Below are 15,447 nucleotides of genomic sequence, written 5' to 3' on the forward strand. Positions count from 1 at the left end.
TCTCCACTTTTTATTACCTCTTTTTCTTTTTTCCCGGATCGGCAGCTTGCGCCTGTTTCGTCTTCGACTCCAATGTCAGCTGCACATGATAAGTCTGTTCATCAACTGCCAACACACTAGTAACTTTCCCCTTACGTCCCTTGATTTTAAAGTCCTCCCCAACAGAAGGAACCTGCTGGCGCAACTGATTCAAAAGCTCCGTTCTGTTTTCGAAAAAATGAACAACAAACATAGCAAATCACCTTTTTCTATATAGTATTAGTTTTCCTATCACTAAGATATTGATGGGTTACTAGGTTTAGAACTGATTAATAGAAGGAATTTTAGTAGGGTTGATTTATTGTGCAGCGGGGAAAAATTTTTAATGAGTACTTAAGAAGTGTGTAATGTAGATATGGTTTTAGACAGCTTTTGGCGTGGGAGTGAAAAGCTGTCTAAATTAAGAAGGGATTCTGACAGGCTTGAGGGGTAGCAGGTGAAAAGCTGACAAGAAAAAGCCGGATTCGTGACAGCTTCGGAACCAACAGATGAAAAGCTGTCAAGAAACAGACGGAATCGTGACAGCTTCGGGACCATCAAGCGAAAAGCTGTCAAGAAAAAGCCGGATTCATGACAGCTTCGAGGCCATCAAGCGAAAAGCTGTCAAGAAAGAGCCGGAATCGTGACAGCTTCGGGGCCATCAAGCGAAAAGCTGTCAAGAAAGAGCCGGAATCGTGACAGCTTCGGGGCCATCAAGCGAAAAGCTGTCAAGAAAGAGCCGGAATCGTGACAGCTTCGGGGCCATCAAGCGAAAAGCTGTCAAGAAACAGCCGGAATCTTGACAGCTTCGAGGCCATCACGCGAAAAGCTGTCAAGAAAAAAACGGATTCATGACAGCTTCGTCACCATCAAGCGAAAAGCTGTCAAGAAACAGCCGGCATTATGACAGGTTTGGGACCACTAGGAGAAGAGCTGTAATCAAGACCACTTGTCGATTTGATGGGCTATACTAGCTGGGGATGTATCGATATGGTCAATATGTCAACTGGCGAATTCTCAAAACGGTACGGATATATCTATGTTGACAAACATGATGACGGCACCGGTACACTAGAACGGAAAAGAAAGAAGTCATTCTTCTGGTATAAAGATGTGATTGAAACCAACGGAGAAAAGTTATAAAAGACTTAAGAAGGGCTGCCAGCTAAGTTGGCAGCTCTTTTACATAGAAGAAATATTTAACAATAAAAGGGAAAACAGAGATTTTGTCGAATAATACCTTGTTAAATGTTTTCATTCAAAAGGGGAATGAATGTGAAAATCGACGACAAAACATTAGAGTATGTTAAAGTCCTACCCATGGTTGTAATAGCGATTAGTTCAGCATTCATCGCTTTATGGCTAAGCCAGATTCTTCAAATGCTTGAGGTCTTAGGTGGAAATCTGGGTGGGATATCAGAAACTTTATTTCAGATATCAGAGAAAAACTAAGGAGGAAAACTGATGTTTCTATATAAAATAGATGAGCAATTATCACTAAAGCTAACGGAAGTATCTGATGCGGATCGACTATTTGAACTAACTGAAAAAGCACGAGATTATTTAAAAGAGTGGCTACCGTGGCTGGATTTTACAACGGACGTTCAAGATACTAGAGAATTTTTAAAAGGCACGATGAAAGGTTACGCAGAAAATAAAAGCATGACGACCGTTATTTTATACGAGGGAAAAATTGTCGGAATTGCAGGTTTCAACAGTATTAACTGGTCAAACAAAACTGCATACATAGGATATTGGCTTGGGCATGAATACCAGGGGAAAGGGATCATGACCAAAGTAGCCAGGGCATTGGCTGATTACGCCTTTAACCATTTGAAACTGAACAAAGTTGAAATCAGAGCTGCAGAGGAAAATAAAAAGAGCAGGGGGATTCCTGAAAGATTAGGATTCATAGAAGAAGGCAAAATCAGACAAGCAGAATGGTTATATGATCACTATGTAGATCATATTGTTTATGGGGTTTTAGCAGAAGAATGGAACGATAATATAACCAGGTAATAGGTGGGGGAAACATGTTTTTTCAAAACGGCAGTTTATCGGTTCGTAGGTTAAAAGAACAAGATAAATACCTATTAGCAAAATGGCTATCTACTCCGGTGGTTCTTAAATATTATGAAGGAAGGGATAATCCCTTTGATTTAGATAAAGTCGACAGCGTTTTTTACGCTTCGGAAGACGATGAAGTTAAATGCATTATTGAGTATGAAGGTAAACCAATTGGCTATATTCAATATTATGAATTGGATGAGGCAGCTAAAAAAGAGTATGGATACGAGAGCGGAAAAATTTTTGGAACTGATCAGTTTATCGGGGAAGTCGGTTATTGGAATAGAGGCATAGGAACTTTACTAGTTACATCAATGACGGACTTTCTTTTTAAACACATGAAAGCCGACAAAAGTGTCTTGGATCCGCAAGTTTGGAATGAACGTGCAATCAAATGCTATGAAAAGTGCGGTTTCAATAAAGTTAAACTCCTGCCAAAACACGAACTTCATGAAGGGAAATTTCGAGATTGTTGGTTGATTGAATCTAATAAATAAAAGGAAGTGAATAAACGATTCCAAAAATGCACCCATGCTTTATGTTAATAGAAAGTTAGGATATGAACAAAAACCAGGAATTCCCGGCTTAACAAAGCAAATCGCTGAATAATTCATTTGAAGTGGGGCCAATTTTAATTTAAGGGGTTTTGGGACTTTATGGACAGATTATTAAACAGCATAGTAGATTACGTAAATGGCGTGGATAACAGAATCACTATCGGGATTTCTGGTCATGGTGCATCAGGTAAGACTACGTTTGCGCAACAACTATTATCCGTGCTTGGACAAAACGAGGTTAATTATATCAATACAGATCCCTATATAATAGGCTCTAATCTCAGGAAGTACACTGTCATCGACTATACATATAAAAATGAAGTGCACCAGGATAAAATGACTGCATGCCATCCTGCGGCTCATAATACTATGGCCCTGGAGAGAGACGTTAAAATGATAAGGGATGGACTGGATTTTAATACTATTAATAATAGTTATTCTGAGAGCAAGTTAATCTCTTCCAAAAATAAAATAAGTATTGTCGAAGGCATGAGTGTGGCCTTTACCGATCCAGATTTGTATGATTTAAAAGTTTACTTATATACAGATGGAGAAACTGAGTTGGCGAGGAGAAGTGTGCGTGATGTTTCTGAAAGAGGAACGGATCTTAACTATCTAAAGAAAAGTCATGAAGAACGAAGAATTCAATATGAACTCTTCATGCACCCTACCCATCAGAATTTTGATATCGTTTTAAAAAACTCGAATGAAGAGTATTTCATTGAAAAAAGTTGTTTTTAATAGGGTGCAGTATAGGGGGATTTGTATGTTCTTTGATGCAAAAAATAAAACAATTACGACTAAAAGACTAGTACTTCGGATGTTTGAGCATTCGGACGCCGAAGAAGTTGCCAGGCTTTGTAATAATTACAATATTTATAAAAATACTTTGTACCTGCCTTATCCATACTCAATAGAAGATGCTTTATTATGGATAGAAAGCCATCTTGATAATTATGAAGCTCAAAAATCATACGAGTTAGCTGTAACCGATAAGAAAAGTGGGCAATTATTCGGAGCTATAGCCTTATCCAACAACCAAAGGTTCAAACATGGTGAAATTGCCTACTGGATTGGTGAAGAATTTTGGGGAAGAGGATATGCTACAGAGGCAGCGGAGGCGATCGTGCAATTTGCTTTTAGTGAAAAGAACTACCATAAAGTTTTTGCTCGATGCTTTCATTCCAATCCAGCTTCAGGAAGAGTATTGCAAAAGTTAGGGATGACAGAAGAAGGAGTATTAATTGATCATGTCATAAAAGGAAATCGGTATGAAGATTTAGTTCATTTTGGAATGATTAATAAAATGGGGTCATAAAAAATGCTCAAGACCTGAGCATTTTTTTTATAGATAAATATGTAGTAACTGGCAAACTGTCATTCTATGAAACTTTTTCCAAACTAGTACGTAATAAATAGGAAGCCTCCTTATTATTGGAGGATTTTTCTTCACCTGGATTTGTCGAATCAAAGCATAATTTGTAATTTTGCCGATGATATAGGAGGTTAGATAATAAATGGACAAGCAGGAAAAAGTCATTTCTAAGCTTGATGAACTATTGACTGAATTGAGGGCAGGGAGGGCGGAGAGCTCTGCATCTCTTGCTGTTCATCCAGTGAGGTCACCAAAACTTAGTATAATTAGCAGGATAATAATAATTTTACTTTTCATTTCAGCTGCAGTAAGTGCAGGTGTCTGGTATGTCAAAGGCAGCACTGGCAAGGCTGAATCTACTGTTTTTATTGAACAAGTACATGGATTGGCAACACTGGCAACAGCTGAAGCTCATGTAAAGGTCATTCTTGAGCAGGAAGATAACGAGTTATTCGGGGAGAAAATTAACTTCAATATACCTGGGACAAAACGGGAACTATTATTAATCGTTCCGGCAACTGTGATAGCGGGTGTTGATTTGCAAGATATCGATCAAGCAAACATGAAGGTAGATGAAGAGAATAAAGTAGTTGAGATTGTTTTGCCAAAGGCAGAATTTGTTCAACAGCCGTCAATTAAAATGGACGAGGTGAGGACATTTTCGGATGAAGGACTTTTGCGTGGAAAGCTCAATTGGGATCAAGGCTTCGATTTGGCAGCTCTCGCCCAGGAAAAAATTATGCAGGAAGCAATTGATGCAGGGATTTTACAAAAAGCTGAAGAAAATGCTGAAACGGTGCTAAAGGAATTTTTCGGGCATTTAGGATACAAGGTCATTATTAATAGATTGTAATAATGTTATGTAAACTTGTGAATGTTAAAATTAAATAACCTGAAAGATATCACTTGAATTATCTGGGTTTTAGATCCTCTTTTAAAATTAAATCGTCATTCTTAAATATTTTCACCTAACTTGTAAATATTATAAATGAATGCAGGTGTTTCATTGGACGTGTTGAATTCTGGTTAGCAAGTCGCTACAGAACTTAGCCATTTGACAAATTACTAAAATGAGGTGAAATGGATGAGAATTTGCGAAGTGTGTGGACGGAAGGATGTTTCAGAAAACAAGGAAGAAAAGCTTTTCCAACCCGTTAGGCTTCATGTATGCGAGAGCTGCAGGCAAGACCGTAAAATGACTCCACTAGGTGATTGGGCTTTTTAAATGAATCCAGGCGCAGGCCTGGATTTTTTTTATTTTAGGAATATGGCTCTCAAATTCGAGAGCCTAGTGTTCATCCAAACCGTCAATAGAGACAAGCTGTCTTTCTTCATGTGCTCCTCTGGGCGAAATGACCGCCATACTTGAAGTAGAGTCGATGCTTTCAATCCAGATCGGGACCCCGTGGTAATGAACAGAAATTTCGTTTTCCGCTGATAATATTTCTTTTACTCGTTGTAAATCCATATTACTCTCACCTCATTTTTAAAATATCCTTAGATTGAAACAGATATGTATGTGGAGAGTTTTAAAAATGATATAGTTCCTCGATAAAAAATGCATAAATTCATGATATAAATTTTTTATAAATAGGAGGGATAGCTACCATGAAACTAAACCGTAGATTTTTAATGGTATTTGTATCAATTACCACAGCATTATTTTTAACAGCTTGCTCTGGTGAAGAAGAAAAATCAAGCACTGAAGATCACAACAGCCATGCAAATATGGAACATTCAGGATCAGGCGAATTACCTGAAGATCTGAAGGAAGCCTCGGAACCAACATATAAAGTTGGCAGCAATGCAATCATCACGGACGACCACATGCCAGGCATGGACGGAGCAGAGGCTACAATCGTTGGAGCATTTGATACCATTGTCTATTCCTTATCCTATGACCCGACGGACGGGGGAGACCGTGTAGAACAACATAAGTGGGTCATCCACGAAGAACTCCTCGATGCTGGAGACGAACCATTACAGCCAGGAGATGAAGTCACGATCAATACCGATCATATGGAGGGAATGCAAGGAGCAAAAGCGGTTATCGATTCAGCTGAAGAAATGACAGTTTACATGGTCGACTTTACGCCAACAGATGGCTCTGAAAAAGTTACGAACCACCAGTGGGTAACCGAAGACGAACTTTCTCCTGCTAAATAATATAGAAGATTACCAAAATCATGCAGGGTTGTCCCTCATTTAGTCAGGGTATATAGGTACTAAGAAATGAGGAGGGATGACAAATGAAAAAATTGATCAAAACGGCTCTGAAATGGGGACCTGTTCTTTACCCTATCGTAAAAAAAATGATGAATAGCAGAAAATCATCCTCGGTAAAAACCAGCTATTCAAAATAAATTTTAAACCCAGGACCGTATAGAAGTCATAAGATGGCTGCTGTACGGTCTTTGTCTATTCATTTCAAAACGTAAGCCAACTGAAAAAATCCTAAAAAAAGGATATCGTTAGTTCAAAAACCACTGCTGATTATAATTATCTTTATATTTCAGACTATTGTTCATGATATAATGATAAAATGAATCTTGTACTATGTTACGGACAATAAATTACATAAAGTTGGCTTACATGGGTCTATTAAAAGGAAGGTATCTATGAGCGAGGAAAATATAACGAGAATTGAAATGAATGGCAAAGAATACATATTGATTGGAACTGCACATGTGTCAAAGCACAGTGCGGAGCAGGTTAAGGAGGTAATTGAAGCTGAGAGGCCGGATTCTGTCTGTGTAGAATTGGACGAGCAGCGCTACCAGACGATTACCGAGGGTTCTAAGTGGCAGGAGATGGATATCATCCAGGTCATCAAAGAAAAACGAGCTTCTTTATTATTGATGAATCTTGCCATTTCTTCATTCCAAAATCGCATGGCGAAGGAGCTTGGCATCAAAGCAGGCCAGGAGATGATCCAGGGGATTGAATCCGCGAAGGAAGTCGGGGCAAAACTTGTGCTTGCAGATCGAAATATCCAGATTACTTTCTCTAGAATTTGGGGTAATCTTGGCATAAAAGGAAAAGCAATTTTGCTAAGCCAAATCATTACGAGTATCTTCAGCAGGGACAGCATTTCCGAGGAAGAACTGGAAAAGCTGAAGGAACAGGATACGATCAACGCGATGCTGAATGAATTCACAGAGACATTCCCAAGGCTGAAAAAACCATTGATCGACGAGCGTGACCAATATCTAGCTCAGAAAATCAAGGACGCACCTGGAGAAAAAATCGTCGCTGTCTTAGGGGCGGCACACGTACCGGGAATCAAAGAAGAAATCAAAAAAGATCATGATTTGAAAAAACTAAGAGCGATCCCGCCAAAGTCCAATTGGCCAAAAGTCATTGGCTGGAGCATTCCTATATTGATCCTGGCTATTATCGTCTATACTTTTTTGGCTAACCCATCTGCCGGTTTTGCCCAAACAGTTAGCTGGATCTTATGGAATGGCAGCCTTTCCGCCCTTGGAGCTGCTATTGCAATGGGGCATCCATTGACCATTTTAACAGCATTTATAGCAGCACCTATTACTTCGTTGAATCCTTTGCTTGCCGCAGGGTGGTTTGCAGGATTGACACAGGCTTATATCCGCAGGCCGAGTGTAAAGGACTTTGAAACACTATCTGAGGATGTTTTCAGTTTAAAAGGATTCTGGCGAAACAAAGTCAGCCGGATTTTGCTGATTGTCGTACTTGCCAACCTCGGGAGCTCCCTCGGTACCTTCATTGGCGGCGCCGATGTAATCAGGGTCTTTATCGAAAATTTATAAATATTAGAACGAAATCTTAATGGTTTCGTTCTTTTTTATTGGCTGTTTTCGTAAAGATTGTTGTTAAAATCCTAAAGCCGATTTTAACGTAATAGAACGCCATTTTGTAGTTCGGTATTAAGTTTGCATACTCTTTTCAACTTTCTTATCTGCGGCAATTATCGGCTTGATACTCCCGGCTATAGGCAATTCGAAAATGAAAAGCTGAACCTCCTTTGAAGTTCTTCACTTCAAAAAGGCAAAAAAAAATCATCCTCAAAGGGTGGGATGACCAGATGATGAATACACAAATTTGAAGGTGGATTACTTTTTCGCCTTTCTTTTTGAGTTCATTTTGAAATCATTCTGTTGTTTGGCATCCTTTTTAAAAGCTTCCATCGCCTTGCTGTATAACAAACTCATCTTCAGCACCTCCCCCTATCATTCTTATTACGTTCCTTCCCGATGATTCCTATTCTAAAACTTAAAATTGAAACAAACATCAAGAAAATGTTCCCACTAGCTTAAAGAAGTGGAAACGAAGACCTTAAAAAGAAAAGACGCCCAGGTTGAAGGGCGTCTTGATGTTACTTTTTATTCACTTGTTTGCCACTTTTTTTCTGGCTCTGAGATTTTGAATTTCCGACCTGGAACTCTGCTCCCATCTCAATGTCATTTCTTTTATCATGCTTTTCTGTTTGTTCCCTTGTTTGATCTCTGTTTTTCATACCTTGTCTAGCCATTCGTTTCAGCTCACTTTCCTTGGAATTGTTTAAAATAACCTTATTATTATGTTCATTTCAACCATAAATATTGATTGTTGCTAATTTGAAATTCCACGAATTACCTTGTCATAAAATACCTGAAATCCATATAAAACAAAGGTTTTAAATAAAAACACTATCGACAACTGGAATTTTGTTAGACGAACCAGTGAGGCATAACCAAATTTTTTTAAGATGTCAAGACCGAAATAGGTGAACAATGAGTCAATCACAAGATTCACTAATAAATATAAATTAAATTTTTTATAGGTGTATTTCATAATCCAGAAAGATCCTATAAAAAACGGACCCCAAATTAATGGCAATTCAGCTAATACATTGGGTTTAATGTTAAATGGAAACCACCACCATTTTCTTTTTTCAGCCAACCTTCCTTCAAAGATTAAATATATTCCCATGAACAACGTACCGGGAAGGAACTTCCTGATTGTTTGTTTTCCAAGAAGGGGCAGCGAAAGCCATGGCATGACGGTCATCAAAAATATGTAAAGTTTTAAATTCTTCATTAGCAACACCTTTTAGGAGAGAATAGAGATTGTTTTTCTTAGTATCTCAAATCAGGCTAAAAGTATTAAAAGTTTCTTGAGACCATCATTTCTTTCTCGCTAGGACAGTAAGTATTAAGTAGGAAAAGGAGGGGAAGAGATGATTTCTCTTTGGGATGAACATTCATTTTGGATAGAAATGCTGCAGGATCATGCCTATTTTGTCAGGGACGGTTTGTCGGCAAGCGAAACCGATTATGTAGAAATCGCAATGCAGTTCATTGGTTTGTATGAGGATCTTTTACGTAGGTTACAGTCGATTCCACGCGATGCTGGCTACCAGGACAGTCAAATGATTGATTTTTCCAGAAAAGCATGGAAGGTGGCTAAGAATTATTATGATTTTGAAGGTACACTGCAGTCATTGCGGATAGATAATAAAATTTACCTGAACCTGTCTCCAACTTATTTAAACGGTACCCTAAGTGAAAATCAGGAATACTTACGTATATTAAGCTATCTAGTACAAGGCCAGGAACCAGTAAGGTTGTCGGCTACTCAGGTTTTGGATCTTTGGCTTGAGGATCAGCTCGGTCACGCAGTACTTTTTGAAAATCTGCTAGACCCGATAGAAGTCGGAGCGAATTCGGCAGCCCAAGAATTCAAACGCAGGTTCCAGCTGTATATTGTCCAAAATCATCATTTAAAAAATTACTTAAGGGTAAAACAGCCAGGCTTTGCCCGGCAGCAGGAATTCATATATGAAGTAGGAAAGACGACATTGGAAATGAATCAATTTATTAAGAATATGGTGGAGAAGTACAAAGGAGATACGCTTTTGAACAAATCCAATCTCCGGTTTTTGGAGCATCATTTTCCAGAGACATGTTACTTTTTAGCCAGTTTAAGTTACTATGAACCGAGATTGCAGGCGGAAATCGGCAAATGCTCTTTATCCAAACCTTCTTTTTAAGCAAAAATAAAGCAATACACTCTGTCACTGATTCATAAAAAACAACGGGATGACATCCCGTTGTTTTTATATGCGGATTGTTAAAGTGTAACAGGCCACTTTTCTTGATTGTATGCCATGTCCCAGAACAGAATTCATACTGGCTGTTGATGATAAAATGCTGTTTCATCTTTTCTTGCTCCGATTTTGACGCTTCACGAATGCGCTGCGATTCTGGAATTGGTGAATAAATCAGCTGCTATCGACGCTTTAATCACAGCCTTTAATCAAAGGCACCCCTAGTGGTTAAATTCGATTCTTATATCGTCTTTAATCAAAATAGCATGGCTGATTGATAGTCAAGCAAATAATGGTAAATAAATTGTGAAGAAATAAAGAGTTAATTGTGAACATTATGTGACATTTATTTATAAATTCTGTTAATATTAAAATTACATACTAAAAAGTGGGGGAATGAGAAGTGGGGAAACTTCTTATGTACTTTTATTTAATTGTTGGTATATATTGTCTTGTAAGCGGATTCCTGGCTTTGCTGTCACATGGATTCCAGCATGCTGTACTATCACTGTTTCTAGCGGCATTTAACTTTGCGATGTTTTCTTTATTCAGGAAAGAAGGCAAGCTGCCACGTTTACGCCTGATTAAAGGACGGAAAGGCGAGATGGCTAAGATTTAACTAGGTACAAAGCGATAGGGAAAGCATTGAGTTCAGACAGATTTGAGACCACTCTTGGAAAAGGTGTCCAAAGTATGCTCTGGATCGGACAAAATCACAGTCGATCAAGCCTAATTTGTCTGAAGTAGAGGCAGGTTCGGACAAAATGACAGCCAATCAAGCCTAATTTGTCTGAAGTAAAGGCAAATTCGGACAAAATGACTGCCGAACTAGCCCGTTTTGTCTGAAGTAGAGGCAAGTTCGGACAAAATGAAGGCCCAACGAGCCCAATTTGTCTGAAGTAGAGGTAAGTTCGGACAAAATGACAGCCGAACTAGCCCGTTTTGTCTGAAGTAGAGGCAAGTTCGGACAAAATGACGGCCCAACGAGCCCAATTTGTCTAAAGTAGAGGCAGGTTCGGACAAAATGACAGTCGAACTAGCCCGTTTTGTCTGAAGTAGAGGCAAGTTCGGACAAAATGACGGCCCAACGAGCCCAATTAGTCTGAAGTAGAGGCATATTCGGACAAAATGACGGCCCAACGAGCCCAATTTGTCTAAAGTAGAGGCAGGTTCGGACAAAATGACGGCCCAACGAGCCCAATTAGTCTGAAGTAGAGGCATATTCGGACAAAATGACGGCCCAACGAGCCCAATTTGTCTAAAGTAGAGGCAGGTTCGGACAAAATGGCGCACGATCAATCCCAACTTGTCCGAAGCACCCAGCGATCCCAGATTGGAAAGGGGAAACACCTGCAAATAACTTGCAATCCCGACCTTCCCAGAATAAGCAATGCATACAAAAAAACCAGGCGTTTCCATAAAGGAATGCCTGGTTTTAATTTGTTTTAATGTGAGTGTCCCGAGGTCATGACCCAGATGGATCCTGCGACAATGACGACTGCAATGAAAGCTGAATAAAGTATATTGATGTTATTTGTTACTTTATCATCGCCTTCATTCACGTGCATGAACATGTATAGTTGTATCCCGGCCTGGGCAACTGCCAGTGTCCCGATGATCCACATGATTGCCTTCATTGAAAGTGAGCTCTGAAGGGCAATCCATGCTGCGCCGAATGTCAGGACGAGTGACATGAAGAATCCGATGACATGGCTGATTGGGAAGCCTTTTGAATGCTTTTCCATATTACATCACCAACCCTTGTAAATAAACAAATGTGAAGATGAAAATCCAGACGACGTCAAGGAAGTGCCAGTACAGTCCGAAGATGAATGCTTTGCGGGCAGTAACAGGTGTCAATCCTCGCTGCAAGATCTGGATGATCAACAGAATGGCCCAGCCGATCCCAATGGTGACGTGCAAACCGTGTGTTCCAAGGAGAACGAAGAAGCTCGATAGAAACGCGCTTGTTTGCATCGCAGCACCTTCATGGACATAGTGCATGAATTCGCGAATCTCCATGAAAAGGAATCCTCCGCCTAGCAGCAGAGTGAAAACGAGCCACATCAGCATGCCTTTCATATTGCTGCGGCGCATTTCAAAAATCGAAATTCCCATTGTGAAACTGCTTGTCAGCAGCAAAAAGGTCTGTATCATAACATCTTTTACTATAAAGATATCCTTCTGTGTCGGTCCGCCGGCATAACGCTCATCAAGCACACCATACACTCCGAAAAGGGTAGCGAAGAGGACGATTTCAGCTCCGAGGAAAACCCAGAAGCCGAGGATATTCATCCTGTTTTGTTCTGTCTGGTATTCAAGCGGCAAAGCGGCATTGACTTTAGCTGACATGGTTCTTCACTCCTTTGTTCGCGCCTTTTCTCCAATTACTTTCTGTTTCAAAGATTTCATCCTTGTGGACATGGAAGCCTTCATCATAATCAAATGAACGGAAGGCAAGCCCCGCGAGAATACCTAATGCGGCAATCCCGGCAGCAATCGTCCATTCAAATACAAGCAGGAATCCTGAAATCCCGAACACAACACCCATGTAAATTGGAATCCAAGTGTTGCTTGGCAGATGGATTTCCTCTATTTCATCTTCAGTCAGTGGCTGAAGTTGATCGTTCTTTTTCATGTGCCAGAATGCATCAAGCTTTGTAACTTCTGGAAGGGAAGCAAAATTATAGTGCTGCACAGGTGTTGCTGTTGCCCACTCAAGCGTTCTTGCATCCCATGGATCATTGCCGATATTGCGGTCAGCGTTACGTGCGCTCCAGTAGATGTTGTACACAAGAGCCGCAAAGCCTGCCGCAAGAATCACTGAACCAACAGCAGAAATCATCATCAATGGACCGAACCCAGTTTCTGCTGAGTATGTGTAAGCACGGCGAACCGCACCATCAAGTCCAAGGAAGAACATCGGCATAAAGGTCACGTTAAAGCCGACCACAAATAGCCAAAAGTGCCATTTACCGATTTTTTCGTTCAGCATATAACCGAACATCTTAGGCCACCAGAAGTAGAGACCTGCAAAAATCGGGAACACTACACCAGGAATCAATACATAGTGGAAGTGTGCCACCAGGAATAATGTGTTGTGATACTGATAGTCAGCGGCTGCCATCGCAAGCATGACACCAGTAACACCACCGATGACAAAGTTAGGAACGAACGCCAATGCCCAGAACATTGCCGTAGTAAACTTGATCCGCCCTTTTCTCATCGTGAACAGCCAGTTGAATACCTTAACCCCGGTCGGGATGGCAATTGCCATCGTAGTGATCGAGAAGAATGAGTTCACGCCTGCGCTGTTGCCCATTGTGAAGAAGTGGTGAACCCAAACGAGCATACTTAAAACCGAAATCATCACGATCGAGATGACCATTGATTTATAGCCGTATAAAGTTTTACGGGCAAACGTCGAGATAATATCTGACAGCATACCGAATGCAGGCAGAACTACGATATAAACCTCAGGGTGTCCCCATAGCCAGAACAGGTTCGCCCAGAGCATATCCATACCGCCGCCGGAAATTGTAAAGAAGTGAGTACCGAATGTGCGGTCAAAGGTCATCAATGCCAGTGCCACTGTAAAAATAGGAAAGCTGGCTACGATAATGATTGATGTGATAAAAGATGTCCATGTGAACATTGGCATCTTCATCAAGGTCATGCCTTTAGTTCTCATTTTTAACACTGTGACAACGAAGTTAATACCCGTCATTAAAGTACCTGCACCTGCTATTTGCAGTGCAACTGCGTAAAAGTTATTCCCGATCCCCGGGCTGAACTCTTTACCGGCAAGAGGGAAGTAGGATGTCCATCCGGCATCAGGTGAACCACCGATGATGAAAGAGATATTGAACAGCGCTGCGCCGCTCACAGTCAGCCAGAAACTAAGGGCATTCAGCTGAGGGAAGGCAACATCACGGGCTCCAATTTGAAGCGGAATCACAAAGTTCATGAGACCGATCAAAAGCGGCATCGCCACAAATAAAATCATGATGACACCGTGAGTTGTGAAGACCTCGTTATAGTGCTGGGCATTCAGAAAGTCATTTTCCGGCACGGCTGTCTGGCCTTTCATCATTAAGCCATCGATTCCGCCCCGGAGGAACATCACGACGCCAAGCAGGATATACATAATCCCAATTTTTTTGTGGTCAACGGTTGTAAACCACTCTGACCATAGGTAATTCCATTTTTTAAAATAGGTGATTCCGGCTAACGCACCGACTAATGTCAGGGCAATACCGATTTGTGATGCGAAAATTAATGGATCACCCGTTACGAAAAATTCATCCCATTTAATGCCCACTGTGGTCACCCCCGTGTGAGTCTTCAGTTTCAGATTCTTTATGGTTCATATCTTCATTGTTTTCGTGATTAGAATTATCATTGTTTCCATCTTTATATTTGTAATTGTCCTTGTCCTCAAAGATCTTTCCTGGCCAGCCATGCCCTCTATCGTACATTTCTGGATTCGTATAGTTCTTTGAATGCGGGTCGGAGTGGTCGACCCATTCAAGGTGAGTATTTGAGAATGTCTTGCGCCCAAGGTGGGATGGCTCAAGCATTTTCTCATATTCCTCGAGTGTCATTTTTGGAGCAGTTTCTTTAACGTCTTTGATCCATTGATCAAAATCCTTTTGTGTCTGGGAAAGTACTTCGAACTCCATGCCTGCATATCCCTGGCCGTTAAAGTTCGTGTTCTTGCCTACATAGGATCCAGGATTGTCTGCAACAAGGTAAAGTTGGGTTTCAGCTTTTGCCATCGTGTACTTTTGGCCCGCCAAGGCAGGAATCCAGAAGCTTTGCATTGTACCTGCTGAAGTCAGCCTGAAATCAATCGGACGGTCTTCAGGAATGTTCACATAATTGACGGTTTCGATTCCTTGTTCTGGATAGCTGAAAATCCACTTCCAGTCAGCGGATGTAACGTTAATGACAAGAGGTTCTTTATCCTCATAGCCTTTTGGTACTTCATCTATAGCATAAATCGTTTTGACCGTAGGAATAGTCAAAGCAACAATAATTAAAATCGGGATCACTGTCCAAATAATTTCTAGTACAGTGCTGCCGTGTTCTTCAGGTGGCTCGTAATCCAAATTGTCTTTGCGTTCACGGTACTTCCAGACGATGAATCCGAAAAGCCCGAATACAACGACTGTAACCAGTAACATAAGAGCAATTGAAAAGTTAATTAACTCAAGAATTTGCCTTGCGATTGGTCCCTGTGGATTGAAAACGACCATATTATTCTCACAGCCGCTAAGCAACAGCACAGCCATGATCGAGGTGAGGGAGACCAATAATAGTTTGGATTTCTTCATCACTGCAGCTCCTTTCAAATAAAAACCTTG

At 40.6% G+C, this 15,447-nt stretch carries 16 protein-coding genes and 1 pseudogene; 10 read left to right on the forward strand and 7 right to left on the reverse strand.

Going from position 1 to position 15,447, the window contains the following annotated elements; all coding sequences use genetic code 11:
* Window positions 1-13 precede the first annotated feature (13 nt).
* Window positions 14-232, reverse strand: coding sequence for a hypothetical protein (locus DYI25_RS06155; protein ID WP_213367536.1), 219 nt, complete (start codon window positions 230-232; stop codon window positions 14-16).
* Window positions 233-969: 737 nt separating this feature from the next.
* Here DYI25_RS06155 and DYI25_RS06160 point away from each other — a divergent pair.
* The 6 genes and pseudogenes from DYI25_RS06160 to DYI25_RS06185 all read left to right on the forward strand — a co-directional run.
* A pseudogene (locus DYI25_RS06160) lies at window positions 970-1,161 on the forward strand (family 1 glycosylhydrolase); the annotation flags it as partial.
* Between the two features lie 321 nt (window positions 1,162-1,482).
* Window positions 1,483-2,037 carry a GNAT family N-acetyltransferase gene (locus DYI25_RS06165; RefSeq protein ID WP_213367537.1) on the forward strand — a complete coding sequence of 185 codons (555 nt, stop codon included), beginning with the start codon at window positions 1,483-1,485 and terminating at the stop codon, window positions 2,035-2,037.
* Window positions 2,038-2,051: 14 nt separating this feature from the next.
* On the forward strand, window positions 2,052-2,582 hold the full coding sequence (locus DYI25_RS06170; protein WP_213367538.1) for a GNAT family N-acetyltransferase: 531 nt from the start codon (window positions 2,052-2,054) through the stop codon (window positions 2,580-2,582).
* Between the two features lie 159 nt (window positions 2,583-2,741).
* A complete protein-coding gene (locus DYI25_RS06175; RefSeq protein ID WP_213367539.1) occupies window positions 2,742-3,383 on the forward strand; it encodes a uridine kinase family protein in 642 nt (213 codons plus the stop codon).
* A 25-nt stretch (window positions 3,384-3,408) separates the two neighbouring features.
* A complete protein-coding gene (locus tag DYI25_RS06180) occupies window positions 3,409-3,960 on the forward strand; it encodes a GNAT family N-acetyltransferase (protein WP_213367540.1) in 552 nt (183 codons plus the stop codon).
* 199 nt (window positions 3,961-4,159) lie between these two features.
* Window positions 4,160-4,870, forward strand: a complete 711-nt coding sequence (locus DYI25_RS06185; RefSeq protein WP_213367541.1) for a DUF4230 domain-containing protein — start codon at window positions 4,160-4,162, stop codon at window positions 4,868-4,870.
* 435 nt (window positions 4,871-5,305) lie between these two features.
* Here DYI25_RS06185 and DYI25_RS06190 read toward each other — a convergent pair whose 3' ends face one another.
* Window positions 5,306-5,485, reverse strand: a complete 180-nt coding sequence (locus tag DYI25_RS06190; protein ID WP_213367542.1) for an H-type small acid-soluble spore protein — start codon at window positions 5,483-5,485, stop codon at window positions 5,306-5,308.
* A 140-nt stretch (window positions 5,486-5,625) separates the two neighbouring features.
* Between DYI25_RS06190 and DYI25_RS06195 the strand changes: the two genes are divergently transcribed.
* Together DYI25_RS06195 and DYI25_RS06200 are read left to right on the forward strand one after the other, a co-directional pair.
* Window positions 5,626-6,183 carry a YdhK family protein gene (locus DYI25_RS06195; RefSeq protein ID WP_213367543.1) on the forward strand — a complete coding sequence of 186 codons (558 nt, stop codon included), beginning with the start codon at window positions 5,626-5,628 and terminating at the stop codon, window positions 6,181-6,183.
* Between the two features lie 452 nt (window positions 6,184-6,635).
* Window positions 6,636-7,802 carry a TraB/GumN family protein gene (locus tag DYI25_RS06200; protein ID WP_213367544.1) on the forward strand — a complete coding sequence of 389 codons (1,167 nt, stop codon included), beginning with the start codon at window positions 6,636-6,638 and terminating at the stop codon, window positions 7,800-7,802.
* Between the two features lie 802 nt (window positions 7,803-8,604).
* Here the strand turns inward: DYI25_RS06200 and DYI25_RS06205 are convergent.
* The gene (locus tag DYI25_RS06205) at window positions 8,605-9,072 is read right to left on the reverse strand and encodes a hypothetical protein (RefSeq protein WP_213367545.1); all 468 of its coding nucleotides are present in this window, start codon (window positions 9,070-9,072) and stop codon (window positions 8,605-8,607) included.
* Between the two features lie 139 nt (window positions 9,073-9,211).
* Between DYI25_RS06205 and DYI25_RS06210 the strand changes: the two genes are divergently transcribed.
* Together DYI25_RS06210 and DYI25_RS06215 are read left to right on the forward strand one after the other, a co-directional pair.
* Window positions 9,212-10,024 carry a DUF2935 domain-containing protein gene (locus DYI25_RS06210; RefSeq protein WP_213367546.1) on the forward strand — a complete coding sequence of 271 codons (813 nt, stop codon included), beginning with the start codon at window positions 9,212-9,214 and terminating at the stop codon, window positions 10,022-10,024.
* A 460-nt stretch (window positions 10,025-10,484) separates the two neighbouring features.
* Entirely contained in the window at window positions 10,485-10,700 is a 216-nt protein-coding gene (locus DYI25_RS06215) for a hypothetical protein (RefSeq protein WP_213367547.1), read from the forward strand.
* An 826-nt stretch (window positions 10,701-11,526) separates the two neighbouring features.
* Here the strand turns inward: DYI25_RS06215 and qoxD are convergent.
* From qoxD to qoxA, 4 genes are read right to left on the reverse strand one after another with little or no spacing between them, the layout of a single operon-like run.
* A complete protein-coding gene (gene qoxD / locus DYI25_RS06220; protein WP_213367548.1) occupies window positions 11,527-11,826 on the reverse strand; it encodes a cytochrome aa3 quinol oxidase subunit IV in 300 nt (99 codons plus the stop codon).
* A 1-nt stretch (window position 11,827) separates the two neighbouring features.
* On the reverse strand, window positions 11,828-12,433 hold the full coding sequence (qoxC, locus tag DYI25_RS06225; RefSeq protein ID WP_213367549.1) for a cytochrome aa3 quinol oxidase subunit III: 606 nt from the start codon (window positions 12,431-12,433) through the stop codon (window positions 11,828-11,830).
* On the reverse strand, window positions 12,423-14,402 hold the full coding sequence (gene qoxB, locus DYI25_RS06230; RefSeq protein ID WP_213367550.1) for a cytochrome aa3 quinol oxidase subunit I: 1,980 nt from the start codon (window positions 14,400-14,402) through the stop codon (window positions 12,423-12,425). Before qoxB ends, qoxC begins: the two co-directional genes overlap by 11 nt.
* Complete coding sequence (qoxA, locus tag DYI25_RS06235; protein ID WP_213367551.1) at window positions 14,392-15,417, reverse strand: cytochrome aa3 quinol oxidase subunit II; 1,026 nt, start codon at window positions 15,415-15,417, stop codon at window positions 14,392-14,394. The genes qoxB and qoxA overlap by 11 nt, the downstream gene beginning before the upstream one ends.
* Window positions 15,418-15,447: the final 30 nt, after the last annotated feature.

Source organism: Mesobacillus boroniphilus (assembly GCF_018424685.1).
GTDB lineage: Bacteria > Bacillota > Bacilli > Bacillales > Cytobacillaceae > Mesobacillus > Mesobacillus boroniphilus_A.

Excerpts from the sequence above, each read along its gene's own strand:
- DYI25_RS06155 (WP_213367536.1), bottom strand. The coding sequence starts at position 232 with ATGTTTGTTGTTCATTTTTTCGAAAACAGAACGGAGCTTTTGAATCAG.
- DYI25_RS06195 (WP_213367543.1), top strand. The coding sequence starts at position 5,626 with ATGAAACTAAACCGTAGATTTTTAATGGTATTTGTATCAATTACCACA.
- DYI25_RS06175 (WP_213367539.1), top strand. The coding sequence starts at position 2,742 with ATGGACAGATTATTAAACAGCATAGTAGATTACGTAAATGGCGTGGAT.
- DYI25_RS06170 (WP_213367538.1), top strand. The coding sequence starts at position 2,052 with ATGTTTTTTCAAAACGGCAGTTTATCGGTTCGTAGGTTAAAAGAACAA.
- DYI25_RS06190 (WP_213367542.1), bottom strand. The coding sequence starts at position 5,485 with ATGGATTTACAACGAGTAAAAGAAATATTATCAGCGGAAAACGAAATT.
- DYI25_RS06165 (WP_213367537.1), top strand. The coding sequence starts at position 1,483 with ATGTTTCTATATAAAATAGATGAGCAATTATCACTAAAGCTAACGGAA.
- DYI25_RS06200 (WP_213367544.1), top strand. The coding sequence starts at position 6,636 with ATGAGCGAGGAAAATATAACGAGAATTGAAATGAATGGCAAAGAATAC.
- qoxA (WP_213367551.1), bottom strand. The coding sequence starts at position 15,417 with ATGAAGAAATCCAAACTATTATTGGTCTCCCTCACCTCGATCATGGCT.
- DYI25_RS06210 (WP_213367546.1), top strand. The coding sequence starts at position 9,212 with ATGATTTCTCTTTGGGATGAACATTCATTTTGGATAGAAATGCTGCAG.
- qoxC (WP_213367549.1), bottom strand. The coding sequence starts at position 12,433 with ATGTCAGCTAAAGTCAATGCCGCTTTGCCGCTTGAATACCAGACAGAA.
- DYI25_RS06205 (WP_213367545.1), bottom strand. The coding sequence starts at position 9,072 with ATGAAGAATTTAAAACTTTACATATTTTTGATGACCGTCATGCCATGG.
- qoxD (WP_213367548.1), bottom strand. The coding sequence starts at position 11,826 with ATGGAAAAGCATTCAAAAGGCTTCCCAATCAGCCATGTCATCGGATTC.
- DYI25_RS06180 (WP_213367540.1), top strand. The coding sequence starts at position 3,409 with ATGTTCTTTGATGCAAAAAATAAAACAATTACGACTAAAAGACTAGTA.
- DYI25_RS06185 (WP_213367541.1), top strand. The coding sequence starts at position 4,160 with ATGGACAAGCAGGAAAAAGTCATTTCTAAGCTTGATGAACTATTGACT.